The 25,675-nt window shown below is 35.0% G+C and carries 22 protein-coding genes; 20 read left to right on the top strand and 2 right to left on the bottom strand.

Annotated features, from left to right (window positions below; translation table 11 throughout):
• The first annotated feature begins 8 nt into the window (after positions 1-8).
• From HZI73_RS11525 to HZI73_RS11540, 4 genes are all read left to right on the top strand, one after another.
• Positions 9-866 (top strand): carbohydrate ABC transporter permease, encoded by an 858-nt coding sequence (locus HZI73_RS11525; RefSeq protein WP_246552477.1) that lies wholly within the window; start codon positions 9-11, stop codon positions 864-866.
• Between the two features lie 110 nt (positions 867-976).
• Entirely contained in the window at positions 977-1,954 is a 978-nt protein-coding gene (locus HZI73_RS11530) for an SIS domain-containing protein (protein WP_212698370.1), read from the top strand.
• A 110-nt stretch (positions 1,955-2,064) separates the two neighbouring features.
• Positions 2,065-2,781, top strand: a complete 717-nt coding sequence (locus HZI73_RS11535) for a YitT family protein (RefSeq protein WP_212698371.1) — start codon at positions 2,065-2,067, stop codon at positions 2,779-2,781.
• A gap of 100 nt (positions 2,782-2,881) precedes the next feature.
• A complete protein-coding gene (locus tag HZI73_RS11540; protein WP_212698372.1) occupies positions 2,882-4,249 on the top strand; it encodes an MATE family efflux transporter in 1,368 nt (455 codons plus the stop codon).
• 51 nt (positions 4,250-4,300) lie between these two features.
• On the opposite strand, the gene HZI73_RS11545 is transcribed toward HZI73_RS11540, so the two are convergent.
• Positions 4,301-6,244, bottom strand: coding sequence for an ABC-F family ATP-binding cassette domain-containing protein (locus HZI73_RS11545; RefSeq protein WP_212698373.1), 1,944 nt, complete (start codon positions 6,242-6,244; stop codon positions 4,301-4,303).
• Positions 6,245-6,588: 344 nt separating this feature from the next.
• Here HZI73_RS11545 and HZI73_RS11550 point away from each other — a divergent pair, with 344 nt between their 5' ends.
• Together HZI73_RS11550 and HZI73_RS11555 are read left to right on the top strand one after the other, a co-directional pair.
• Positions 6,589-6,963 (top strand): hypothetical protein, encoded by a 375-nt coding sequence (locus HZI73_RS11550; RefSeq protein WP_212698374.1) that lies wholly within the window; start codon positions 6,589-6,591, stop codon positions 6,961-6,963.
• A gap of 330 nt (positions 6,964-7,293) precedes the next feature.
• A complete protein-coding gene (locus HZI73_RS11555) occupies positions 7,294-7,926 on the top strand; it encodes a redox-sensing transcriptional repressor Rex (protein ID WP_212698375.1) in 633 nt (210 codons plus the stop codon).
• 165 nt (positions 7,927-8,091) lie between these two features.
• On the opposite strand, the gene HZI73_RS11560 is transcribed toward HZI73_RS11555, so the two are convergent.
• Entirely contained in the window at positions 8,092-9,369 is a 1,278-nt protein-coding gene (locus HZI73_RS11560) for an adenylosuccinate synthase (RefSeq protein WP_212698376.1), read from the bottom strand.
• A gap of 107 nt (positions 9,370-9,476) precedes the next feature.
• Here HZI73_RS11560 and HZI73_RS11565 point away from each other — a divergent pair, with 107 nt between their 5' ends.
• The 14 genes from HZI73_RS11565 to HZI73_RS11630 all read left to right on the top strand — a co-directional run bounded on the left by HZI73_RS11565 (position 9,477) and on the right by HZI73_RS11630 (position 25,582).
• Positions 9,477-10,364 (top strand): LysR family transcriptional regulator, encoded by an 888-nt coding sequence (locus HZI73_RS11565; protein WP_212698377.1) that lies wholly within the window; start codon positions 9,477-9,479, stop codon positions 10,362-10,364.
• A gap of 166 nt (positions 10,365-10,530) precedes the next feature.
• Positions 10,531-11,217: a response regulator transcription factor gene (locus tag HZI73_RS11570; RefSeq protein ID WP_212698378.1), complete on the top strand. Its 687-nt coding sequence runs from the start codon at positions 10,531-10,533 to the stop codon at positions 11,215-11,217.
• Positions 11,195-13,555: a sensor histidine kinase gene (locus tag HZI73_RS11575; protein ID WP_212698379.1), complete on the top strand. Its 2,361-nt coding sequence runs from the start codon at positions 11,195-11,197 to the stop codon at positions 13,553-13,555. The genes HZI73_RS11570 and HZI73_RS11575 overlap by 23 nt, the downstream gene beginning before the upstream one ends.
• 278 nt (positions 13,556-13,833) lie before the next feature.
• Entirely contained in the window at positions 13,834-14,469 is a 636-nt protein-coding gene (locus HZI73_RS11580) for a peptide chain release factor 1 (RefSeq protein ID WP_212698380.1), read from the top strand.
• The gene (gene acpS / locus HZI73_RS11585) at positions 14,469-14,843 is read left to right on the top strand and encodes a holo-ACP synthase (protein WP_212698381.1); all 375 of its coding nucleotides are present in this window, start codon (positions 14,469-14,471) and stop codon (positions 14,841-14,843) included. Before HZI73_RS11580 ends, acpS begins: the two co-directional genes overlap by 1 nt.
• Positions 14,844-14,891: 48 nt before the next feature.
• Complete coding sequence (locus tag HZI73_RS11590; RefSeq protein WP_212698382.1) at positions 14,892-16,418, top strand: NAD(P)H-hydrate dehydratase; 1,527 nt, start codon at positions 14,892-14,894, stop codon at positions 16,416-16,418.
• A 224-nt stretch (positions 16,419-16,642) separates the two neighbouring features.
• The gene (gene alr, locus HZI73_RS11595) at positions 16,643-17,806 is read left to right on the top strand and encodes an alanine racemase (RefSeq protein ID WP_212698383.1); all 1,164 of its coding nucleotides are present in this window, start codon (positions 16,643-16,645) and stop codon (positions 17,804-17,806) included.
• 223 nt (positions 17,807-18,029) lie between these two features.
• Positions 18,030-18,377 (top strand): type II toxin-antitoxin system PemK/MazF family toxin, encoded by a 348-nt coding sequence (locus tag HZI73_RS11600; RefSeq protein ID WP_212698384.1) that lies wholly within the window; start codon positions 18,030-18,032, stop codon positions 18,375-18,377.
• 189 nt (positions 18,378-18,566) lie between these two features.
• On the top strand, positions 18,567-19,493 hold the full coding sequence (locus HZI73_RS11605) for an AEC family transporter (RefSeq protein WP_212698385.1): 927 nt from the start codon (positions 18,567-18,569) through the stop codon (positions 19,491-19,493).
• Between the two features lie 65 nt (positions 19,494-19,558).
• A complete protein-coding gene (locus tag HZI73_RS11610) occupies positions 19,559-20,911 on the top strand; it encodes an MATE family efflux transporter (protein WP_212698386.1) in 1,353 nt (450 codons plus the stop codon).
• A 510-nt stretch (positions 20,912-21,421) separates the two neighbouring features.
• Positions 21,422-21,883, top strand: coding sequence for a hypothetical protein (locus tag HZI73_RS11615; protein ID WP_212698387.1), 462 nt, complete (start codon positions 21,422-21,424; stop codon positions 21,881-21,883).
• 85 nt (positions 21,884-21,968) lie between these two features.
• The gene (locus HZI73_RS11620; protein WP_212698388.1) at positions 21,969-23,675 is read left to right on the top strand and encodes a hypothetical protein; all 1,707 of its coding nucleotides are present in this window, start codon (positions 21,969-21,971) and stop codon (positions 23,673-23,675) included.
• Positions 23,676-23,717: 42 nt separating this feature from the next.
• The gene (locus HZI73_RS11625; protein ID WP_212698389.1) at positions 23,718-24,407 is read left to right on the top strand and encodes an ATP-binding cassette domain-containing protein; all 690 of its coding nucleotides are present in this window, start codon (positions 23,718-23,720) and stop codon (positions 24,405-24,407) included.
• A complete protein-coding gene (locus HZI73_RS11630; RefSeq protein WP_212698390.1) occupies positions 24,404-25,582 on the top strand; it encodes an FtsX-like permease family protein in 1,179 nt (392 codons plus the stop codon). The genes HZI73_RS11625 and HZI73_RS11630 overlap by 4 nt, the downstream gene beginning before the upstream one ends.
• Positions 25,583-25,675: the final 93 nt, after the last annotated feature.

Genomic DNA, 25,675 nt, shown 5'->3' on the forward strand with positions numbered 1-25,675 from the left:
GGGTAGCCATGTTAACGAGGGAAGTTATCATGAAAAAGAAAACATCAAAGCAGCAAGTATTGAAAATTATGTTACATATCTTTTTAATCCTTTTAGTCATTAATATTCTCCTGCCAATGATATGGTTACTGATGAACAGTTTAAAAACCAATAATGAACTCTTTAAAGATTCTTTAGCTTTACCTAGTAAATGGCTATTTAGTAATTATGCTCAGGCGTGGGGAACAGGTTTGTTTGCTTATTTTAAAAACTCATTGATTGTGAGTTCAATTTCACTCATGTTCATCATTATTATCAGTGCATCATTGGCTTACGGACTTACCAGGTTTCAAGTCGTAGGAAGCAATGTTATCTTTTTTATTGTTCTTGGGGGGATGGCCCTTTCGGAACAAGTAGCATTGGTGCCACTGTATAAAATGCTGCAAACACTTAACTTATATAATACTTATCTGGCAGTCATACTACCGTATATTGCATTTAGAGTACCCTTTACTGTGTTTTTAATGCGAGCCTACTTTCTATCTATTCCAAAAGAACTGGAGGAAGCAGCTTATATAGATGGTTATAACAGTTTTCAAATATTTTATAAGATCATTGTACCCATTAGTAAACCTATATTTGCTTCTTGTGCAATTATTAACCTAAAATTTGTATGGAATGAATTTTTATTCGCAAATGTTTTTCTTGAAAGCAAAGCCATTATGACGATACCCATTGGGTTAATGACTTTTTCTGGAGATATGCGATCCAATTATACAGTTATGTTAGCTGGGATTGTTATCGCATCCATTCCCATGATTTTAATTTTCCTATTGATGCAAAAACAGTTTGTTAGAGGGTTGACAACAGGTTCTGTTAAAGGTTAAAGGCGAGAATTCTTCAATGGTTGTGAAGAATTCTTTACCCTAAAATATAACGTTATATAATGTTATATAAACATATATTATAAATTATAAAAAGAAAAGGAGCAGTTAAAATGAAGAGAGAACATAAGGAGCAAATTAACGCAGCAATAGAAGCAGTAAAAGAAATGAAAAACATTAACCACATCTATTTCGTAGCTTGTGGTGGCTCAATGGCATTGATGATGCCAGCACAATATATTTTGGATTGTGAATGTGAGATACCAGCCACCGTATATACTGCTAATGAATTTGTATACCGTGTACCTAAGGCATTGGGACCTGATTCTGTTTTAATCTCTTGTTCCATGAGAGGACAGACGCCGGAGACAGTGGAAGCTACAAGGTTAGCTCGAGAAAAAGGGGCTTTAACGATTTCAATGTCCAATAGTGTGGGTTCACCCCTTTGGGAAACAACAGCATACCCTATTCATTATGATTGGTTAGATGAACAGGATATGCGAAATCATAACCATACGATTTTACATGCTTTAGTATTTGGTATGCTCAATGTGCTACAACCAAATGAAAAGTATGAAAGAGCGTGTCAAGCCATTGATAAAATGGATGAAATTTTTAAAGCAAACATAGAAAAGTATGCTTTACAAGGAAAAGAATTTGGGGAAGCCTATAAAAGAGAAAAAGTGATTTATACAATGGCTAGTGGCGGTAGCTATGGTCCTGCATACGCCTTTGCAATCTGCTTATTAATGGAAATGCAATGGATTCACTCTAATGCTATTCATGCAGGTGAGTATTTCCATGGTCCATTTGAGATCACGGATTACGATGTACCGTTCATTGTTGTAAAAGGCATTGATCAGTCTAGATTTTTAGACGAAAGAGCTCATGCTTTCTGCAAGAAATATTCAGATAAAATTATTGTAATCGATGCAGCAGATTTTGATATGAAAGATATGGATGAAGATTTGAAAGGCTATTTTGCATCCATAGTCGTAGGTGTTGTTCTACGAGGATATGCTAGTGCTTTAGCTGAATTTAGAGGTCATCCACTAACGGTTAGAAGATACATGTGGAAAATGGAGTACTAATTGTGAGCAACCATGCATGATTTACATAAGCTGGCATCGTAATAGGTCTATTACGGTGTCAGTTTTTGACTTTGTGTATGGCGTTTTTTAATCATATAGGAGGAAGCAGCATGGGTGTTAACCTGAATACGGATAAAGTTCGTAGTTATTTCTATGCAATGGTAAGCTGTATATTCTACACTTTAGCCATAAACTTATTTATTAAACCCAATCATATCGTTGGCGGAGGCGTAACGGGAATGGCTCTTCTGATACATACATATTTCCCTTGGGGCATTGGCTTGATTGCCTATTTATTAAATATACCTATCATGATCATGTCCTTTAAAATGAAAAACATGGGCTTTACAATAAAATGCTTAATCGTTACAACCCAACTCAATTTCCTCATTGATGCTTTCGCTTTCTTGCCTGCTATGACCCATCGCCCTTTATTAGGAGCTATATATGGGGGGATATTTCTTGGGATATCTGTAGGGTTGAATTACAGGTACGATGTGTCGAGCGGAGGAACAGAACTTCTAGGACAATTACTTATTATCAAGCTTAATCATATAACCATTGGAAAGATGTTGATGATAATCGATGGCAGTATTGTACTTATTGGCAGTTTAATCTTAAGAAATCCACAAAATATTCTTCTGGCATTAATCATGATTGTTACAAGTGGTAAAGTGAGTGATATGGTCATACGATTATGTGCGTTCATTGAAGGGAGTCATCCAAGTACCATCTATAAAAGAAAAAAAAGTGCATGTAATAGGATGAATAAACACGTCATGCACACAAAACGCAAAGTAAAAAATGAGGGAATGTTTGGTAAATGAAGCCAGTATAAAAAAAGGATTATAATGCATGATAAATATTGGTTGACTTTGATGGTCTAATCAAGTATAATCTCTACAATGCACACTAAGGGGGGACATCATGTTACAGATCATAAAACAAAAAAAGAAACTTCTTATCGCTATTATTATATTGGCATTACCAGCTATCGGTGAAATGAGCTTAAATACGCTATTAGGTGTGGCTGACACAATGATGATTAGCCGTATGGTAGGTGAGGGAGCTCTATCTGCTGTAGGTTTTGCTAATCAGATTATTTTTACTTTGATATTTGTTTTTTCTTCCTTTAATACAGGTGCTACATCCATGGTAGCTCGATCGTTTGGGGAGAAAGATTATAAGAAACTCAATAAAATTGCAGGACAAACTGTAACCATTAACTTTATTATTGGTGTGATTATATCCATACTTGCCATTGTATTTGCTCGGAATATTTTTAGCATCTACGATGTCACCGAAGAGGTACAAGGATTGACACTGGATTACTTCTATACGGTGAGTATCGGTTTAATCTTTATGTTTTTATCCTTCTCCTATGCAGCCATTCTACGTGGTTCTGGTGATACCATGACACCACTTATCATCACTGGAATTGCTAATGTGCTTAACATTATAGGTAACTATGTGCTCATTAAGGGTGTAGGACCATTTCCAGAAATGGGTATAGCCGGTGCCGCTTTATCCACAACACTTTCAAGAGTCTTAGCAACAGTGCTCTATACGTATGTGTTGTTCATTAAAAAGAAAAAGGTACACCTTAAATTAAAGAATCTACGTATGACAAAAAACATTGTGAAACCTCTGTGGAAAATTAGTTATCCTGGAGCAGTTGAACAGGCCCTTATGCAAGGGGCTTTCATTGTCATCGGTGTCATTGTATCTCAATTGGATACTGACCGTGAAGCATCTTTTCGGATTTTAATTAACCTTGAATCCATATCTTTCATGCCAGCAGTGGGGTTATCCATAGCGGCTGCTACATTGGTCGGTAAAGCTCTTGGTGAAAAAGACATTAAGAAAGCCGTGCAGACAGGCTATACAGCATCTGTGGTTGGTATCTTATGGGGTATCATTATGGGTTTAGTATTCCTATTATGGCCAGATGTATTGGTCAAAGCTTTTTCAGAACAACCTAAGATTATTGCTTTATCGGCAAGTGTTATGTTTGCACTTGGGCTTAACCAACCACTATTAAACTTTATGATTGTCATGTCCGGTGCTTTGAGAGGTGCAGGCGATACGAGAAATGTGATGCTCATAACGGCACTGCGTTTATGGACAGTCTTCATACCGTTTTCCTATGTATTTGTTATACTCATGGGACAAGGACTGGTAGGTGTGTGGTATGCTGAAATCGCATCTTTTGTTGTTTTTAGTGCCATCATATTCTTAAGGTTCCATAATCAAAAATGGGTCAATATAAAATTTGATGTACAGCCTGAAACATAGATGACGAAGTGAATGGAACAGATTTTCGTCATGAACATAGGGAGCATTACATTACAGTAATGACTCCCATTTTTCATAGAGACCTTCCAGTTCTCCTTCATATGCTGTTTTTTCATTATGTAGGTTTTCAGCTTTTTCGGCGTTGGTATAGATTTCTTCTAGACAAAGTTGTTCATCGATGTCTGTGATGCATTTTTCCAGTTCATGAATACGTTTTTCTAATTGCTTTATTTGGTTTTCAAGTTTACGTTTATTGGCTTGTTCTTCCTTGTTTTTTAGCCAATCGGCTTTATTGCCTGTAGGCGACGGATCAGATACAAGGTTATTGTTGACAATTGTATTGTTAGAGGCTTCTTCTAAAGCTAAAAGCTGCCTTTTTTCTTCTTCTAATTTTTTTTCCACATAATAATTATAATTGCCTAAAAAACTATTGAATGCCGTAGGTGTTAATTCAAGCACACGGGTAGCTACTTTATTAATAAAGTAACGGTCATGAGAGATAAAGAAAACTGTTCCATTGTAGTGGCTGATAGCCGACTCCAGAATCTCTTTTGAAACCATGTCCAAATGGTTGGTTGGTTCATCTAACAATAAGAAATTAGCATTGGATAGCATTAATTTTGCCAAGGTTAACCGGCCTTTTTCACCGCCGCTTAACGTGTGAATGGGTTTAAAGACATCGTCTCCAGTGAATAAAAAGGCAGCTAAGGTGTTACGTATCGGTCCTACATCCATGGTGGGATATGCATCCGAAATTTCTTCTATGAGATTGTTTTGAGGATTCAGTGTGGCATGTTCTTGGTCATAATAACCAACCTTTACTTTTGCACCATAGTCTATAAAACCAGTGTCACCCTCTAATTGCTGATTAATGATTCTAAAAAGTGTTGTTTTACCAGTACCATTATCCCCAATAAGAGCTACTTTTTCTCCACGCTTAATGTGAAAGTTAACCCCCAAAAACAGGTGTTTATCATCAAAACTTTTGGACAGATTTGTTGCATTAATCACCTCATTACCACTAACCACGCGAGGCTCTAATCGAAGGTTCATTTTATCGTGCATCACCGCAGGTGCGTCCAGTTTGTCCAATTTACTCAGCTGCTTCTCACGGCTCTGAGCGCGTTTAATTAATTTATCTCGTCCATGAGAACGCAGTTCACGAATGACTTCTTCTTGCCGTTTGATTTCTTTTTGCTGCTGAAGATAATGTTTTAAGGCTATTTCACGATTGATGGCTTTGTGCTTCACGTAGAAGCTGTAATGACCATTATAGATGTGAGAATGAGTATTTTCTATTTCAATAATACGACTCACGATTTTATCTAGAAAATAACGGTCATGGGATATGATGACGATTGTTCCATGATAGTTACTCAAGAATCCTTCTAGCCACTCACATGCCTTAATATCCAAATGGTTAGTAGGCTCATCTAATAATAGAATATCAGGATTAGTTAATAAGAGTTGTGCCAGTGCAACCCTGGTTTTCTGGCCACCAGATAAAGTGGATATCCCTTGATCAAATTCTTCTTCTACAAATCCTAGTCCTTTAAGAACACCGCGAATATAACTTTTATAACCATAACCATTGTTCACTTCAAAATCATGTTGAAGTGCGGCATATGCTTTCATGAGCGATTCAAGGGTATCAGGATCGTTCTGTTTTTCTGCCATTTGTTCTTCATATGTTCTTAGTTTGTTTTCCATATCTATAAGGGGTTGGCATGTTTTTAACATTTCTTCCATAATGGTATGATGGCTAGAAAGGGTACTGTGCTGAGAGAGATAACCTAATTTGATACCGCTTTCTATAATAACCTGGCCTGAATCAGGCTCTAATTCTTTGGTAATAATCTTGAACAATGTGGATTTGCCTGCACCGTTAAGGCCCACAATAGCAGCTTTTTCACCTTTTTCTAATTGAAAATTAATAAGATCAAGGACTGTATGGGTTTCGAACGCTTTACATATATTTTTACATGATAAAATCATTGTTGCCTCCTAATTGTCTAACTGTGATTTCAATCCTCACAATATTTTACCATCAAATCGCTTAATTGAAAAGGAAGTCCTTGTATTCTAAGGAGAATGGACTTGTAAACGGAATCGTAAAACCTGGGCTAAGTGGAAGATTATGGGAAAATCATTGAAAGTATCATATATTTAGTTTATAATAGAATTGAAGTTCTAGAAAGGGACAAGTCTACTGAAATGTATTAGAGGCAAGTTTAACTCAAGAAGGATAATCATAAAAAGGATAAGTATTAAAAAATGAGTCCCTGAATGGAACAGAATTATTCCGAAAGGGTGATCACTTGAGTCGTAATGCAGGTTATATGAAGAAATTAAGAAAAGCACGTGTAGAAAGAAAACAATGTATTCGATGCGGTAAGTCTTTATCACATGAAACACTGGTTCGAGGTGTAAAGCAATGTGAGAAATGTTTGGATTATCAACATCGAAGAAAGCTAGGGCAGATTCATTCAAAAGTTAACACCACATACTTTTATAATCGGCAGTATAAGAAAGATGACATAAAAAGGAAGAAGTTAGGCGAATATATGGTCAAACATAGAATTACCATTAAGGATCTGGCTCATCATTCGCATTTATCTCAACGGACCATACAGCGTATATTATATACAGAGAGTAATTACTCTAAGAAGACAAAAGAGTCCATTAATAATTACTTAGGTAAAGAACTGCTTTAGTAGGGCTGTTTCATAATATGTTTTTGCGTTACTTATAGTTATCAAGGAAAATCAGTTTCTTGAGAATGCAACGTATAGAATGTATTATGAGATAGTCCTTTTGTAATATATATGCATTTATGGTATAATCTATTTAATGTACTGTGTATACAATGAACATAGTACGGATTACCTGTAAGCATAATGAGAAACAACAAAATAAGCATATAAATTAGAGTAATACACGTTAATTATTTGACATGCTCATACCCAAGATATATAATTATTTTAAGGGCTTCAACAATAAGGAGTGTATTGCTCTGAAAAGTATCAAGATTGGGGATAGATTTTATGGTAGAAAAGAAAATTTCAACAGCGGTTATTAAGCGATTACCAAAATACTACAGATACTTAGGAGACTTATTAGAGAATGACGTGGTGAGGATTTCATCCAAGGAATTAAGTCAGCGAATGGGTGTAACAGCGTCTCAGATAAGACAAGACCTTAACAATTTCGGCGGATTTGGACAGCAAGGTTACGGATATAATGTTGAATATTTATATAATGCTATTGGTAAAATATTAGGACTTGAAAACAAGTATAATACCATAATTATCGGTGCTGGTAACTTGGGACAGGCACTTGCTAATTATACAAACTTCGATAAAAGAGGTTTTAAAGTAAAAGGATTGTTTGATGTAAACCCGCGACTAGTGGGGATTACAGTAAGAGGTATTGAAATACAAGATTTAGATGAAATGGAGCATTTTATAAAAGAGAATGCCATTGATATTGCTGTTCTGACTTTACCTAAGCAAAAAGCGCCTAAGATTGCCAACGATTTGGTACACTATGGTATTAAAGGTATATGGAATTTTGCTCCGGTAGATTTAAAATTATCCAATAAAGATGTGGTGGTTGAGAACGTTCATCTCCTGGATAGTTTAATGACGCTTTCCTATAATATTAAAGAGCGGATATAGGCACATACATATTACATGTATCGTCAAAAAAACCATATATCAATGTTAAGACATACGCCAATATGCATGCTATGTTAATAGTAGCTGTGGGGTATGCTTAACTTGGTATATGGTTATTATTTATTTAGGCTGCTATTAACCTTTTAAAGACCAATTAGTGGCTAACTAACGCATAATAATAGCATCTCGTTCAGGTCCAACAGATATATATTTGATTGGAAAACCAATAGCATTCTCAATGTAATTCACATAATTTTTTGCTTCCATAGGTAAATCTGTGTAACTACGTATATGGGAAATATCCCTTTGCCAACCTGGTAATGGTTCTATTACGGGTTTTGCTAAGTCTAATTCATGGGTAACTGGAAACGCCTGGGTTATGGTATCATTTATCTGATAGGCTGTACATACAGGGATGTTCTCAAGATAACCAAGTACGTCTAGCAAAGACAAAGCAACTTCCGTTGTACCTTGTAATGTACATCCATATCGTGTAGCGACAACATCAAACCAACCCATTCTTCGTGGTCTTCCAGTGGTCGCACCGTACTCACCATTATCACCACCTAAATGTCTTAACTGAGCGGCTTCTTCACCAAATATTTCAGAAACGAATGGTCCAGCACCTACACAACTGGAGTAAGCTTTTACAACCGTTACAACATGTTGAATTGAAGTGGCAGGTATACCAGCTCCGATAGCTGAAAAACCAGCTAATGGAGAAGAGGAAGTCGTCATAGGATAGATGCCATGATCTGGGTCTTTTAATGCACCTAACTGGCCTTCCATAAGGATGTTTTTCTGTTGGGCAATCGCTTCATTCATTACTTTTGTAGTATCACACACAAAAGGCTTTATCCTATGGCCTAATGGAATAAGATCATCACATATTTTTTCAGCCTCTAAAAGAGGTTGTTTATAAAAATGTTGAAGCAGCACATTCTTTTTTTCAATATTTCTTTCAAGTTTGTCTAATAATCTGTCGGGTGTGAATAAATCATTCACTTGTATACCAATTTTACTGTACTTATCAGCATAAAAAGGAGCGATACCTGATTGGGTAGAACCAAATTTCTTGGTACCTAATCGTGCCTCTTCGTATTGGTCTAGCAGAACGTGCTGAGGTAAAATCACCTGTGCTCTATGGGATATCTTAATCTGTGGTGCAGGGACCCCTCGCGACATTAAATGTTCATATTCATCCAAAAAACCTTTTATGTTTAATGCTACACCTGGTGCTAGAATATTTGTAGCATTCTGATAAAAAACACCAGAGGGTAACAAGTGCAATTGGAATTTACCATACTGATTCATGATGGTATGCCCCGCATTATTCCCTCCTTGAAATCTGACCACATACGCTGCTTCTTTTGCCAGCAAATCTGTCATCTTACCTTTGCCTTCATCGCCCCAATTGCCACCTACAATAGCTGTTACACTCATATTATCACTCCTTATTTATTTTGAAAATCATCACCATCTATAGTATAATCAATGATGGAACATAAATAAAATTAATATTAATTATATCTTCCATAAGGAGAGATTATATGAAAATCAATTTTGAGCTTTATAAGGTTTTTTACATGGTTGCTAAGGAAGGACAAATCTCTGCAGCAGCAAAAAAATTATATATTTCTCAGCCTGCTGTGAGTCAAGCCATTAAGCAGTTAGAGGAGAAATTAGGAGCAAACGTCTTTATTCGAACTCCAAAAGGCATTAAGTTAACATCAGAAGGGAAGGTATTATTTGAATACATACAAAAGGCATGTGGATTGATTATTACTGGAGAAATTAAGTTTTTGGAGATGCAAAATTTGGATGCAGGTGAGGTTACTATTGGTGCAAGTGATACGTTGTGTTCCCATTATTTATTGCCGTATTTAGAACAATTTCATCAAGATTATCCTCATATTAAGATTAATGTGACCAACCGAACAAGCTATGAGATTATCCAACTGCTAAAAGGGGGTCATGTGGATTTTGGTATTGTGAACCTGCCTGTTGAGGAAGATCAGCAAATGACTATAACAGAAACCCTAGAACTACAAGATTGTTTCATATGTGGCAAGACATATCAACAGGAACTATCCAATGGTGAAGGTATCTCTCTAGAGAAACTGCAAAGATATCCTCTAATATTATTAGAAAAAGGAAGTAATACCCGACGATATGTGGATAACTTTTTTTGGGAGCATGGACAACGAATAGAACCGGATATAGAGTTAGGGAGTCTTGATTTACTGGTTAAATTTGCTCGCATTGGATTAGGTATTGCTTGCGTCACCAAGAATTTTATAAAAGAAAAGTTAATAGCTAAGGATGTCTTTGAAATCAAGTTAAAAAAAGAAATACCGATAAGACATGTGGGTGTTGTGACATTAAAAAATACACCCATATCTTCAGCTGGAAAGAAGTTTCTAGAAATACTTTGCTAGTATGGAACAAAAGAACCATGTAATGGTTTACTATTCAATAGAAATATCTAAAATCAAGATAGAAATTCTTAAGAAATTTGTAAGGTTTAGGGTAGTAGTAATTTAGAAAATATATGCTAAGATAAGCAAGTAAGATATCTTAGTGGTCAGGGAGTGACATGTGCATATGTACAATATACTTGTTGTTGATGATGAACAAGCCATAGCTAATGCAATTGAAGTTTATCTCAAGAATCAAAATTATAATGTGTTTAAGGCTTATGATGGGTTAGAGGCAGTAGAGGTTTTTAAAAAGGAGGATATACATCTGGTGTTAATGGATGTGATGATGCCTCGTATGGATGGAACAGCTGCAACCCTTAAAATCAGAGAGATAAGCACGGTACCTATTATCATATTATCGGCTAAGTCAGAAAACACCGATAAAATTCTAGGGTTGAATATTGGAGCAGATGACTACATTACCAAGCCTTTTGATCCCTTAGAATTGTTAGCAAGGGTTAATTCAAACTTAAGGCGTTATACCCGTTATAGGCAGGCAGATGAAGTGGATAGAGATACGTTACAGATTGGTGGTATTGAGCTGAATGATACCTATAAAAGATTATTAGTCGATGGGGAGCCTGTAAAAATCACACCATTAGAATATAAGATTTTATATTTACTCATGAGCAATCCTGACCGTGTATTTTCCATTCATGACATATACGAAAAAGTTTGGCAAGAACCTGCTTATAACCCTGATACGGTAACCGTGCATATACGACGTATTCGTGAAAAGATTGAAATTAACCCAAAAGAGCCAAAATATCTAAAGGTGGTGTGGGGAATTGGATACAAATTCCAGAAATAAAGAGCAAGAATCTATGAATCAAGAACACGATAGGCAAGTTAAACAAGCTGAAACCAATGATAACCAATCCGATGACGCTTACTATGAGTTGAATATAGAAGAAGGTAAAGAGCAGCTGGACGAGATAGTCGGCAATGAAAAAGGCACCCAGAAGGATAGCGGGAGAAAAGGTTCGACACATAAAATCAGGTATATACCTAGAACATGCATAACATTTCTAATGATTATCTTGTCAGCAATTGCAGTTGTAAGCAGCTACAGACCCATTAGGGATAGGGTATTTGATACTGAGTCGGAACAAAAGCGCTATATGGAAACCAGTGCTTTTAATCGGGAAATACTATACTTAACAAGGAATCTTATTGATAAACTCCGTCAAGATCTTCAGCCAGAAGATGAGGTTATAAATAATACGAATATCCATGTAATGAGTGTCAAATATCGAATTATAGATAAAAGAAGTAAAAAGACCTTGAGCAATTTTGATGATGAGGATATTACAGACAGCCAAATAAAGAATAACCCCTTTTATTTGCATATCCAGTCTAATGAAAATGCTGAGGTGACGCTAGAACATACACCTGAAATAAGTTTTGGTGATTATCGTATTAAGGAATTATTTACTTTTGGGGAGGAAAGGGTAGATAGGAGGAATAAAACAGTTATAACAATGTATTTATCCGATTACCAAGATATGATGAATCATTATAAAGAGAAATTGACAATTGCGTATGATGAAATTCGACTTATTGACCATAATGATAATACTATAGAGATCATTACAACCAATGCAAACAATAAGTTTGACGAATCAAGTCATCATAGAAAGTTTGGAGACCTTGATATTACCTATATGGTGAAGGATAACCTGCTAGCATATGATGATGTTGTCGCAGATGGTATGATACAATATATGGTTGAAAAATATGTGCTCTTAATTTTAGCCATTGGTTTTATCAGTATGCTCATCATGATGATTATTGCATTTATTATACCTTATGGTTTTCAGAGCAACATACCCTTATTCCGTATTTTTAACAAATTATATATAGAATTCAAAATAGGATTATGCTTATTAATCGGCGTATTTATTGCAAGTGGTTTTCATGAATTGGGTTTTATGATTCATCCTAATCTATGGTTTGATGCTGTTCTGAACACAGATACTTATTATTATGCAATGGGTATTACTGTTGTTAGTATTCTATTCTTGTTCATACATTTGTTTGTTGTCTATATAAAATATATTTACTATGAGGGTTTCGTTAATGGTTTCATTAAAAACAGTTTTGTACTTCTCTTGTTATTAAAGTTTTTTAATAGGCTTAAACAGCTGCTATCCATTGATATACGCCATCATAGTACAAGGAAGATCATATTAATGGCCTTAGGCAGTGTATTGCTGTTATTGATGATTTCTATTTTACCTGCCCAATTAGGTGTCTTATTAGCCATTGCTGTAGGTGGCTTGCTGCTAAAAGCATTAACGAAACTAGCCAATGACATTAAGAGTCTTGATGACATAAGTGCTCAACTATCAGAAGGTAACTTTGATAGGGTCATCGATGAAAGCACAGGAGGTATCCTAAGGCCTATTACAGAGAATCTGAATCGCATAAAAAAAGGCTTTAGTGTTGCAGTGAATAAAGCCACAAAGAGCCAAAAAATGAAAACAGAATTAATATCGAATGTATCTCATGATTTAAAAACACCTTTAACCTCTATTATTACTTATGTGGATTTATTGAAAGACGAGACTTTAGACGAAGATAAGAGGAAGGAATATACGACTATATTAGATACAATGGCAAAACGGTTAAAAGTACTGATTGAAGATCTTTTTGAAGCCAGTAAGGCAAGCAGTGGCAATATAGACATACAGCTAGAAAGCTTAGATATTAACGCATTATTTCGTCAGACTTTGGGTGAGTTAGAGGAAAAGCTCAACAAGAGCGATTTGATCATCCGTCTTAATGTACCTGAAGAACCAATTATGTGTCAGTTAGATGGTAGAAGGACCTATCGTGTGTTTGAAAACATTATGACTAATATATTGAAATATGCTATGAAGGGTTCTCGGGTGTATATTCATATGATAGATGGAGAAGAGGAAGTGACCATTATCTTCCGGAATACTTCAGCCTATGAAATGACCTTTGATGTGCATGATATTACAGAACGATTTACCAGAGGTGATGCATCAAGGAACACAGAAGGGTCAGGTCTTGGTCTCTCCATTGCCAAAAGCTTAGTTGAACTCCAAGGGGGGCGTTTGACGATTCATGTAGATGGTGACCTGTTTAAACTAACCCTTGCGTTCCCAAAAGAAAAGATTTAATGTAAACCTCCATGTTGATGCTGCATTTTGTGCGGCAATCAAACATGGAGTTTTTTGTGTAAAAAATTTCAGTGTATGTTAGGTATTTCGGTCTACGTATTTTAATGACATTATAATTAAGCAATATGTACTAATAGGCTATAGAATTATGAGGTTCAGTACGATATAATAAATACGATTAAGAATTATACAATGCAAGCTTAAGTTATGATGGGTCATACACCATGAATCATAGGTTAAATAAGTTCAATAGATAGAGATGACAAGGACGTGAATGCATGTTTTTCAGAAAACAAAAGATAGAAGAGCCAATCAAGATTAATCGAAAAGTGCATATGTTAACTTTGGATAGTCGATGGCATGAATTATTTGATGGGATAAAAAAGCCAAGGCATATTGCAGATTTAGAAAAAAAATTAACCAAATTATTAGCAGAACAAGGACAGTTGACCGTTGATTTTAAAGAATATACCTTATTAAAAAAGAAAATGATGGCAGACATCATGGAAAACATGAAAGATGCCTTTGAAGATGAAGATGATTATGCCATTCATGAAATGGCCAAGAGCAAGAAATATATTCAGGATATTAAGGATAAAATAGAAAAGATGGAAGAACGTATGGTTACCCTGCCCCAAGATATTGAGAACATCAATAAAGAGTTGTTGACCTACACCATGCAAAACTGTTATATGCGCATGTTTGAAGACAAGAAGGAATTGGAAGAATTAGAAGCGTGGATAGAGCGGGTAAGACAGGAATTGAAGGACAAGCTGGTAAGGCAAACAGAAGCAAAGGAAGAATATGATAAATTATATTCTTATATGCATGACCTTGTAGGATATGAGATTATAGAGATGTATGATAAAAAGTATGACAAGAAGTATGATAAGAAGTATCTAGGAGGCAAGTGATGATAAAAGGTATTGGGACGGATATTGTGGAAATAGCCCGAATAAAAAAATCCATTGAAAATAAACGTTTCTTAGATAAATACTTCACTGCTCAAGAAAACACACTGTTTAAAAAAAGGGATTACAGGGTGGAAACCATAGCAGGCAATTTTGCTGTGAAAGAAGCGGTGTCGAAAGTTTTAGGTACTGGTTTTATAGGCTTTACACTGACAGATATTGAAGTGTTGAGAGACCATAAGGGGAAACCGTATATACACTTATACAGAGAAGCTAAAAATCTAGCACATGCCAGTCAAATAAGGGACATACACGTGTCCATTTCACATTCAGAACATTATGTTGTTGCTGTTGCCATTGGTGAGGGTGCTATGTAAGTAAACGACCAAGTCACTACAGGCTTAGTCATGGAGAGGGGATATAATATGGAAGTCGTAAAAGGTCATGAAATGAGAGACATCGATAGGTACACCATAGAAGAGCTAGAACTGCCTGGTCCAGTGTTAATGGAAAATGCAGCCATGGCTGTAGTCAGTGAGACCATTAATCAAGTACGGGAAGCAAAGAGGGTGGTTATTTGTTGTGGTGTTGGCAACAATGGTGGTGATGGGTTTGCCATTGCCAGGATTCTGCAATGCAACCATGTACAGGTATCCATTGCTATTATTGGTGACTATGAAAAGATACAGGGCGATGCCTATACCAATTTCCAAGTAGCTAGAAATCTTGAGATTCCGATGATCGCTTGTCGTACAGAAGATGATTTAGCAGATTTAGCCCAACTATTAAGTTGTGCTGATGTTATTTATGATGCTATTTTTGGTACGGGACTAAGTCGGCATATTACAGGTATCTATGAACAAGCCATTCATTGCATCAATCAATCAAATGCCTACATAATAGCAGTTGATACGCCTTCAGGTGTTCATGTGGATACAGGACAGATATTAGGTATGGCCATAAGAGCCAACCGTACCATTACATTTTGTTTACCAAAGGTTGGTTTGTTATTACACCCAGGAACAGATTATACAGGAGAATTGGTCGTTGCAGATATAGGTATACCTGACAAATCCATCCGGTACGTTAAACCATCCATGATGTTGATGGATGACCACATGTGCAAGCATTTACTGCCTAAACGCAAACAAGAATCCCATAAGGGTACTTATGGAAAGACACTGATGATTGCTGGTACATCGAATATGGCTGGAGCCGCTGTTATGACCACCTTGGCAGCATATCGAGCTGGTACAGGGTTGGTTAAAGTATTTATAGAAGAGAATGTAGCCCATACAATCCCCAGTTGTGTACCAGAAGCCATTGTGGAGACTTATTGTCGTGGAGAATTCTTATCCAAAGTAGATAAAGAAAAATTAATTGCCAATTTAGAATGGGCTGATGCGGTTGCTATAGGTCCAGGACTTGGAAACGATAGTATAACCAGAGAGTTATTAGAATGTGTGTTAAGATATTACCACAAGACGCTAGTGATCGATGCTGATGGTCTGGGTAGTTTATCACTGGATAAAGCCATTCTGGATACGGCTAGTTGTGATATTATCATCACCCCTCATTTAGGAGAGATGGCAAGATTGACCCGATCGACTGTTGAGGAAGTATCAAAAGATATAATAGGCGTAGCTCAGGCATTTAGTAAGCAGTATAACCTTGTATGTGTTCTAAAAAGTGCTCGCACAATAATTACATCACCTGAGGATGATACATGTATTAATGTTTATGGTAATGCAGGCATGGCTACAGCAGGTTCAGGTGATGTGTTAACAGGTATTATCGTTTCTCTAATCGCTCAAGGATTGAAACCTTATGATGGTGCTTTATTAGGTGTTTATTTGCACAGTAAAGCAGGTGATTGTGCCAAAAAGAACCTGGGGGAATATGGTTTAATGGCAACAGATGTGATTAGACATCTTCCAGATGTAATGAAATGAAGTATTCATGAATAATAATATAATATAGTGGGTTTAACTTGAGGCTGTCGAAGCATGCGTTCTATATATTGACTTTTGACAGTCTTTTTATATTCGTAGTATAATACAATCATGTTTGAGATAACAGATGACAGCATATCTGCATCGTTCATTGGATGATAACAGATTGATACCATTCCCATAACGAAGGATATGATGACTTATAGATACTTAGGAGGATTCTTATGGATAAGTACAACAGAGTATACGCTTCCATTGATTTAGATGCATTAATACATAATGTTAAAGCTTGTAGAAAAAGATTATCCGAAGGCAGCATACTTATGCCGGTTGTAAAAGCAGATGGGTATGGTCATGGTGCAATACCTATATCAAAAGTACTTGTAGAAAATGGTATAAAGCGTTTAGCCGTTGCTACACTGGAGGAAGCCATTAGCCTTAGGAAACATAATATTGATGTACCCATTCTTATATTAGGGTACACACCAGATAACATGGCTCACAAGGTCATTACGTACGATTTAATTCAAACGGTATATAAGTATTCCATGGCAGAGAATCTATCGAAAGCAGCAGAGCAATATAAGAAAAAGGCAAATATTCATCTGAAACTGGATACTGGAATGGGTAGAATAGGATTTATACCTCATGACGAATCCATAGACACGATTAGTCGTATTTTTGATTTACCTCATTTAAGGATAGAGGGTATTTATACCCATTTTTCAAAAGCGGATGAAGCTGACAAGACGTTTACATACAACCAACTGGATCAATTTGACCAATTTGTGAAGAAATTAGAAGATAAGGGTTGTTTTATACCTATTAAGCATACAGCTAATAGCGCTGGCATTATTGATATAGATGAAGCTCACAAAGATATTGTCAGGCTAGGTATTTCTTTATATGGATTTTATCCATCCATGGATGTGCAAAAGAATAAAGTTGATTTACAACCTGTTTTATCACTTATTAGCCATATCATACATATAAAAGAAGTAGAGGCTGGTACCTATATAGGATATGGTGGTACATATCGAACAAAAGGAAAAGCTAAGATTGCTACAATTCCTGTAGGCTATGGTGATGGATATGATCGTCTCTTATCATCAAAAGGCAGCGTACTGATTGGCGGAGAATATGCACCCATTGTAGGTCGCGTGTGCATGGATCAGTTTATGGTTGATGTGACCCACATTGAAGGTGTTAAGGATTTAGATGAGGTTGTATTAATAGGAAAACAAGGAAAAAATCACATTACAGCAGATGACATTGCTCGTATTAAAGGGACCATTAATTATGAGGTGGTTTGTCAATTAGGAAAAAGAATACCTCGGGTATATATGAGGAATCATCAAGTAGTGGCATGCGTGGACTACTTTGAATAAATACTTCGCAAGCTTTTAGATTTCCATTATTTCATCACACCGAATAAAAAAATTATTTTTTTTGGTATAGGAAAAGAGTATTTGGTGATAATGGTAAATATAAGAGAATAGCGTTGAACTTTTACATATGTTTTAGAAATACACATGATAAGAAAATTTAAATATGTTGTTATTTTTGAAGGTGAGGTAAAGAAGTTCAGCAAAATAGCGGAGAGTGAGTAATGTGGTAGTAAAACGTGGGGATGTATTTTACGCAGATTTAAGACCAGTTATTGGTTCTGAACAAGGTGGTATACGTCCAGTACTTATCGTTCAAAATGATATCGGAAATAAATATAGTCCAACTGTGATTTGTTCAGCTATAACATCGCAGATTAACAAAGCTAAGCTTCCAACCCATGTGGAAATTGAAGCAAAGAAATATGACCTCGTCAAAGATTCGGTTATCTTACTTGAACAAGTAAGAACAATCGATAAAAAGCGTTTGAAAGAAAAAGTGTGTCATTTGGAAGATCAAGTAATGGAAAAAGTGGATAAAGCTTTGATTGTTAGTTTTGGCGTTGATACATAGTTAAAAGGCTTCCGTAAGGGAGCCTTAATTAGTGTGCAAAATGAAATAAGCCGAATAGAAGTAGTTTGTAAAAATGCAGGTAGATCATGCAAAAAATAGTTCTTGTCTTTTGGAATAAAACGTATATAATGATAGATGAGTTGCTTTACATATGTATGAAACGTGATAAACATTAAAAGGGGATATATCATGAATTTTAGTGCAATTATCAATCAAATAATTGTTTTGTTTTTAGTGCTGTTTTTAGGCTACTTCATTCGAAAAAGACATATCATTGACGATCATACCAGTAAAAAATTATCAAGTCTCATCGTTAATGTAACAGCGCCCATGCTTATTTTAAGTTCAATGATGAGTAAATCAAATCTAGGTAGGGATGAGATATTAGGGATATTATTGCTATCCGTTATGGTGTACATATGTTTATTTCTTATGACTTTTATTGTGCCGCGTCTGCTACGGGTTGAACAGCACAACTTGGGGGTCTATAAATTTATGATTATGTTTTCAAATGTAGGCTTTATGGGGTTTCCAGTTGTGAATGCTATATTTGGACGAGAAGCTGTCTTTTATGCTTCTATATACAATCTGCCATTCTATGCGTTGGTGTATACGTTAGGTATATTCTTTGTTTCCTCGAACAATAAGGAAAAAACTAAGTTTGAATTTAAAAAAATGCTAAACCCTGGTATCTGTGCGATCATCATTGGGCTTATTCTATTTTCACTCAAATGGTCACCACATATTACCATAAAAGATACCGTAAACATGATAGGAGGTCTTACAACCCCCTTATCCATGATTGTAATCGGTGCTTCATTAGCCAATGTAAACATTAAAAATATATTTTCAAATGGTCGATTATACATATATTGTGTACTAAAATTAATTGTTTTTCCAGTAGCCATTTTATTGGCTATTCGAAATTTTGGGTTTAATCCCATTATGGCTGGTGTACCTGTTATTATTACAGGTATGCCTGTAGCAGCTAATGCAGTCATATTAAGTAAAGAATTTGGTGGGAATGAGGTGTTAGCTTCAGAAGGGGTATTTATTAGTACCATGTTATCTATTCTCACCATTCCGCTGATGGTTTATTTATTAAGCATGGTGTAAGTCAGCATGTAGCAATATCATAGTCGCCCTATACAATTTTTTAGACATAGTAAGGAATGATAAGTATGGTAAATATAATAAAAAATGACCAACACTTTTATAAAAAATTATTAGCTATAGGACTACCCATAGCTTTTCAAAATTTTATCACATCTGCACTGAACATGGTGGATGTATTTATGATCAGTTCACTTGGTGATACAGCTGTAGCTGGTGTGGGAGGCGCTAATAAATTATATTTTTTATTGAATTTGTTTTTGTTTGGTACAAGTAGCGGTACAGCTATATTCGCGGCTCAATACTGGGGGAAAAAAGATATTTCCAGCCTTAAAAAAGTACTTGGTATCTGCTTAGTCATTGCTTTTTCAGGTGGCTTTATTTTTTCCATTGGGGCAATATGTTTTCCCAGTTTTATCATGAATATCTTTGCTCAGGATGAACCCGTTATTGTAGAAGGCGCTAAGTATCTACGCATTATTGGGTGGAGTTATTGCTTTAATGCAGTATCCTTTGGGTATATTTTTGTTCTTCGGGGTATGAACTATGTGAAGATACCCATGGGTATCACCATCCTTTGCATACTGGTGAATACTTTCTTGAATTGGATGTTGATCTATGGTCATCTAGGGTTTGAAGCCCTTGGTGTTCGAGGTGCTGCCTATGCCACCCTTATTGCAAGGATTCTTGAAGCGTGTTTGCTCATATTAAGTGTCAATTTCTTTAAACTGCCTATTTGTGGTCGTATCAAGTCTTACTTTAACTTCAGCAAAGATTTTGTCAAGCAGTATCTTACAACAGTTGCACCGGTTATAGGTAATGAGGTCATGTGGTCACTTGGTGTTGCCACGTATGCATTTGTATATGGCTGTATGGGGCAGACGGTTATGGCTACCATGACATTGACCCAGACCATTGAACAGCTTTTTATGGTATGGTTCTTTGGTATGTCAAGTGCCTGTGCCGTTATGCTGGGGAATGATCTTGGTCAAGATAAACTGGACCGTGCTTTTTCCTACGCGAAGAAATTTATTAAGTTGGGTATCTTAGTAGCTGTGTTTATGAGTGTATTGGTCATTGCCTTATCAGGTACTGTGGTAAGTTTATTTAATGTATCGGAAGATGTCAAGTATTTTGCAAGGCTATCCTTGATTGTTTTTAGTATCTATATTCCATTCAAAGTGGTTAACCTTATTCTGATTGTAGGTGTTCTGAGAAGTGGTGGCGATACAAGATTTACCATGTTATTGGATATGGGTGGTGTTTGGCTCATTGGCGTACCTTTAGCATTTATAAGTGGGCTTTGGCTCAAACTGGATATACAGTATGTATACGCATTTGTTTTGTTTGAAGAAGTGGTGAAATTAATTTTTTCTGTTAAACGGATGTATTCTAAGAAATGGTTAAATAACCTTGTATAGTCGTATATAGCTATAGAAATAGAAGATATAAATATGATGGAGAATCTCAAAAAACTTGAGGTTCTCTTTTTTTTGTTTTGTTATGCTGCAATAACCAGTTAAAATGATTATATAATTTAGAAAAATATGTAAAAAATATGTAAATATTAAGTTAATTAGGTAATTTGTTGAGTTAAATAATGGTAAAAAGAGACTAATGATCAATAATAACCATAAAATTATAAGAAAAAACTATAAATTTATGGAATGTAACCCTTGACATAAGAGGTTGATACACAATATAATGATTATATAATATTTTTGAAATGTTAAGACATAAATAAAAATATTTAAATACACATCATTTTTTATAACATTAATAAAAATAGTCAAAAAATTATACATAATGCAGATGTTCAGTGCTTCACAGCACTTAACATAGATAAACTAACCTGATCAGATAGTTTAAGAAAAAAGTAACCATTAAAAAACTGTTGATAAAAACAGTAAAAAAACGGAGGAGAATGTCGTATGAAAAAAGCATTAGTAATTGTATTTTGCTTAGCATTATTATCACAAAGCGTATTTGCAAGAAGTGCAACAAGAACAGATAACATCCCACAATTAAACGGAACCATTAGATCAGATGTATGGATTCAATCATTTGCTGATTCTGATGGCACTGGACAGTTTCAAGTGACTGCTGACTATAATAGTTCTTCTTATCCTAGCCCAACATGGATAAAAACAGAATGGGATTTTTATGTAATTGGCATATCTGCATCCATCACTTTTAAAGCAGGTTCAGGTTCAATATCCGGTTCTGGCTATACATCTACAAGCGGTGGCTATTGGAAAAATTCAAATGGCGCAAGCATGGCTTGGTATAGAGGAAGAGTAGGAGCTAACGGTTTTACTATTTATGTTGGTTGTGAAAACACTGCTTCAGGATTTGCAGCGGGCGTACCATTCTCAACAACTGCAAGAGTTTAGAGAATTAAGATGATGGGGGTTGTCTCATGGTATGATGAGACAACCCTGTATTATTAACAATAAACTAAAATATGGGGAAAACAATATGAAAAAATTTTTAATCTATATCGGTTTAATTATAATAGGTGTTGTTATCATTTATGCAATGAATAAAAGCAATCATACATCAAGTACCATGAAGGATTCAACAACTCAGGAAAAGTATCTCGTTTATGATGAGCATATAGGTAATTATTTAAGCAAATTCGTCACCAATGATAACATTGAAATGATGGAGTATACAGAATTACCCTCATTAGAGGATACGTTAATTAATATAAGAATGATTAATAAATTTGGTACTTATGATCCTAAAAAGCTCGACCAACATACTCTAAAAAAAATGATTATTGATGAAATGGATAGTTTAGAAGAAAATGAAATGGGGTTATATAAAAAATATGACTTGCTCTATTCTGTTGATAACTTTTGTAAGGAAGTAGCCTTAGATGCTATGGATTTTATTCGTTATGACCAAGTTATACAAAAAGATATAGAGCGAGTGGCTGGTTTTTTAGAAAATGATCAGAAAAATCTCGTCATGTATCTGCAAATTTTAAGTAAAATTGTTTTACTCAATAAAGAAAAAGAAGAACTGCATGTTATTGTAGATATGGTAGAAACAATAAGTCATATGCCTTATGACCATTATACAAACCAAGAACAAATGATGATTGGACTAAGCTTAATAGACATAAAAAGAATGTTGGGTATAAGGGATATTGAATTAGAAGAGAGCTATCAGCAACAGTTCATCGATAAAGTTAATGATTATGACATTGATGGTCATATTAATATAGGTGATATGGTTATATTGAATAAAGGGTTACATTTGTTTAGCGACTTTGTGATAGAGGATGAAAAAATATCAAGTATCATGGATGAACTCAGTTTAATGTTAACAAGTAAAAATGATTTTATGGCTTTTGTAAAAATACAATTTTATGAAATGGCTCATGTGATAAATTATATGAACAGAGGAATCTATGAATGGGTAAGAGACATACCATGCAATGAAGGTTATATTTATTTTAAACCCGTTGATATGATACCCACGTTTAGGAGCTTATATGTCTTTTTAAGATCCATTGAATTGAATGATATGAAACTGATGGATTTCACACATCATGCCAATCATTATTTGAATAATATATTGAATGTATATAACCAAAGTATGCTAAGTAATGGGGATATCTATTATGCATATATGCTCACAAATTACATAGATAACGAAAAGTTAAATGAGCTGGTAGAACGAAGTATTAAAAATACGATTGATAATGTGGGGGATATGACCATAACGAAAAATAATGTATATGATCATTTCATGTTATACAAAGCATTGGAAATGAAAGAGCATAAAAGTCGTAAGAAGGTATTCGATAAACTGATACATTTTTTTGAGCATGTGTTACATGATGGTCATGATCATGAAACATTATTTATGCAAACCATGCGACTCAATACCCACGCGTGTGCTCATAAGAAAGTGATACAAGAAGATATACCCAGTTATGAAGAACAGGTGTTAAATTATAAGGGAGATTCTGAGATTTTTCTTCTTCATATCTATACAGAAATATACCATCATTCACAAACTAAAATCTCGGATACGTCTAAAGAAAAAATATTGCATAAACTTAAGACATTTAAGGTAGCTGGTGGTTATTCTAGGACGAAAGAAGCGAAGCATGTAAACTTATTTGCTACCCAATTGGGTCAAGAAATACAATATATGATCCGTTCAAATTAATGCCTTTACAGTTGATGACTAAAGATATATAAAGGAGCTCTAATGATGAAAGAAACGATTATCCGATTAAATAAGGTATCTAAAAAATATCATGACAAAGTAGTACTGTCAAATGTGGATTTAGCGTTAAAGCATGGTGAACTTATTTTAATTAAAGGTGATTCAGGAGAAGGGAAGTCGACTTTATTAAACATATTGGCCTTATTAGAACCCATAGACTCAGGGGACATATATTGGCAAGAAAAAAACATAAGTCAATTGGATATAAAAGGCAAAAAAAGACTGAGAAAAGTCAACATGAGTTTTATATTTCAAGATTATAATTTATTTGAAGATTTGACCCTTGAAGAAAATTTAAAAGTATTTTTACGTCTTTCAACAAACAAAAAAGAAGATGAAATTGAAGCAGACATCCATACTTATTTAAAAAAATTTAAAATGGAAGATAGAAAAAGTATATTTATTAAACTATTATCTGGAGGAGAAAGACAAAGGATTGCTATTATGCGAGCATTCTTAGCGAATAAGTCCATTATATTTGCAGATGAGCCTACCGCCAATATTGATGAAGAAAATAAGAAAATGATTGTTAATTATTTTAAAGAATGGAAGCGTGAAGGTAAAGTGATACTCCTGGTGTCACATGATGATTTTTATGATGACATTGCAGACGACATCTATCGGTTACATAAGGGGAATCTAAGCAAAGTGAATCGAGGTGGGGTAAAATGAAAAACGTATGCTTATTTTTTAACCGGAATTTCAAGAAATTCATTGGGGTGATGTTTTCATTAATGACTTTTCTGCTGATTCTAAACCTCGTATTAGGTATTGTGTTGTCGGTCTATGACAATATGAAAATGGGTATCGTGGATAACAACTCTTTATATTTTATGGAAGTATATAATGAGGATGATCCCATGCGTATACCCCATGAGCTGAAAGAAAACCTTGAAAATTACCATGGGGTTGAGGAAGCATTTTGGGATGCTTCTCATCCAGTTAAATTGTTGAGTCATGATCTTCATAATCTGGATATGACCAATATTTTTGGCGTTAGCACACAGGCCTTGAAGTATTTTAAAATCGATGCGGACGCGGTCGATGATGATTTTATTTTCTTGAGTCAATCGTTACAACATAACGATAAGTTTAGTCAATTAACCATTGGCGATAAACTGTATATGAAAGATTACAAGTACATAAAAGAAGGTGACACGTGGACCAGTTCAGAGTATTTAATTGAAAGAACTTTTTATGGTTTTGTTGATAGTGACGATTTATCCATGTTTAATAACAATTTGTCCTTAATTCATGAGGATATGTCTCAAGAAATCGCCATGGGGATGACAAAAACAGGTGAGCCTTATTTTTCAAGATTAATTGTTATTGTTCCAGAGGTTAATAAATTGGCAGACATATCAGATGTGATAAAACAAGAATCCCCCAGTCTAAAAACCAGGTACATATTAGAAACAACAGGTAATTTACCTCGTTTTGCAGTCATTATTGTGACGATCAGTGTTTTTGTTATGTTCATACTATTTCTGATAAGTACCTTAAGTGTTTCGTCAAACTTGAATCAAATATTTAATTTGAGAAAAAGAGATATGGTGTTATTTGATATATTTGGTGTTGAAGAAGTAAAAGTCATGAGGATGTTTATGGCTGAACTCTTCCTATATGGTCTCTTAACATTTTTTGCGACATCTCTCATCACGACAATTTTGTTCTATGGTTTTAAAGTATTTTTAGGTTTTGATATATTAACCAATTATCAATATATCTATTATATCGTTAATTTTATACTATCCGTTGGCATTCTTAATATTAACGGTTTCATCAAACTTAAAAGGTTGCTTAACACAAAAAATACCATGGCGTATTACAAGGAAGTGCTAAAATAGTCAATCCATATTGGTGTCATCGTTTAGACGTTTTTTGGTGAAGTATTCGCAGTATATTGGCATTAAGGTCATATTGTCAATTTCATAAAAACA

It is taken from the genome of Vallitalea pronyensis (genome assembly GCF_018141445.1).
In the GTDB taxonomy this organism is placed as follows: domain Bacteria; phylum Bacillota; class Clostridia; order Lachnospirales; family Vallitaleaceae; genus Vallitalea; species Vallitalea pronyensis.

Excerpts from the sequence above, each read along its gene's own strand:
- HZI73_RS11615 (WP_212698387.1), top strand. The coding sequence starts at position 21,422 with ATGAAAAAAGCATTAGTAATTGTATTTTGCTTAGCATTATTATCACAA.
- HZI73_RS11535 (WP_212698371.1), top strand. The coding sequence starts at position 2,065 with ATGGGTGTTAACCTGAATACGGATAAAGTTCGTAGTTATTTCTATGCA.
- HZI73_RS11625 (WP_212698389.1), top strand. The coding sequence starts at position 23,718 with ATGATGAAAGAAACGATTATCCGATTAAATAAGGTATCTAAAAAATAT.
- HZI73_RS11605 (WP_212698385.1), top strand. The coding sequence starts at position 18,567 with ATGAATTTTAGTGCAATTATCAATCAAATAATTGTTTTGTTTTTAGTG.
- HZI73_RS11530 (WP_212698370.1), top strand. The coding sequence starts at position 977 with ATGAAGAGAGAACATAAGGAGCAAATTAACGCAGCAATAGAAGCAGTA.
- HZI73_RS11590 (WP_212698382.1), top strand. The coding sequence starts at position 14,892 with ATGGAAGTCGTAAAAGGTCATGAAATGAGAGACATCGATAGGTACACC.
- HZI73_RS11570 (WP_212698378.1), top strand. The coding sequence starts at position 10,531 with ATGTACAATATACTTGTTGTTGATGATGAACAAGCCATAGCTAATGCA.
- HZI73_RS11540 (WP_212698372.1), top strand. The coding sequence starts at position 2,882 with ATGTTACAGATCATAAAACAAAAAAAGAAACTTCTTATCGCTATTATT.
- alr (WP_212698383.1), top strand. The coding sequence starts at position 16,643 with ATGGATAAGTACAACAGAGTATACGCTTCCATTGATTTAGATGCATTA.
- HZI73_RS11610 (WP_212698386.1), top strand. The coding sequence starts at position 19,559 with ATGGTAAATATAATAAAAAATGACCAACACTTTTATAAAAAATTATTA.
- HZI73_RS11630 (WP_212698390.1), top strand. The coding sequence starts at position 24,404 with ATGAAAAACGTATGCTTATTTTTTAACCGGAATTTCAAGAAATTCATT.
- HZI73_RS11560 (WP_212698376.1), bottom strand. The coding sequence starts at position 9,369 with ATGAGTGTAACAGCTATTGTAGGTGGCAATTGGGGCGATGAAGGCAAA.
- HZI73_RS11555 (WP_212698375.1), top strand. The coding sequence starts at position 7,294 with ATGGTAGAAAAGAAAATTTCAACAGCGGTTATTAAGCGATTACCAAAA.
- HZI73_RS11565 (WP_212698377.1), top strand. The coding sequence starts at position 9,477 with ATGAAAATCAATTTTGAGCTTTATAAGGTTTTTTACATGGTTGCTAAG.
- HZI73_RS11525 (WP_246552477.1), top strand. The coding sequence starts at position 9 with ATGTTAACGAGGGAAGTTATCATGAAAAAGAAAACATCAAAGCAGCAA.
- HZI73_RS11550 (WP_212698374.1), top strand. The coding sequence starts at position 6,589 with ATGAAGAAATTAAGAAAAGCACGTGTAGAAAGAAAACAATGTATTCGA.
- HZI73_RS11545 (WP_212698373.1), bottom strand. The coding sequence starts at position 6,244 with ATGATTTTATCATGTAAAAATATATGTAAAGCGTTCGAAACCCATACA.
- HZI73_RS11580 (WP_212698380.1), top strand. The coding sequence starts at position 13,834 with ATGTTTTTCAGAAAACAAAAGATAGAAGAGCCAATCAAGATTAATCGA.
- acpS (WP_212698381.1), top strand. The coding sequence starts at position 14,469 with ATGATAAAAGGTATTGGGACGGATATTGTGGAAATAGCCCGAATAAAA.
- HZI73_RS11620 (WP_212698388.1), top strand. The coding sequence starts at position 21,969 with ATGAAAAAATTTTTAATCTATATCGGTTTAATTATAATAGGTGTTGTT.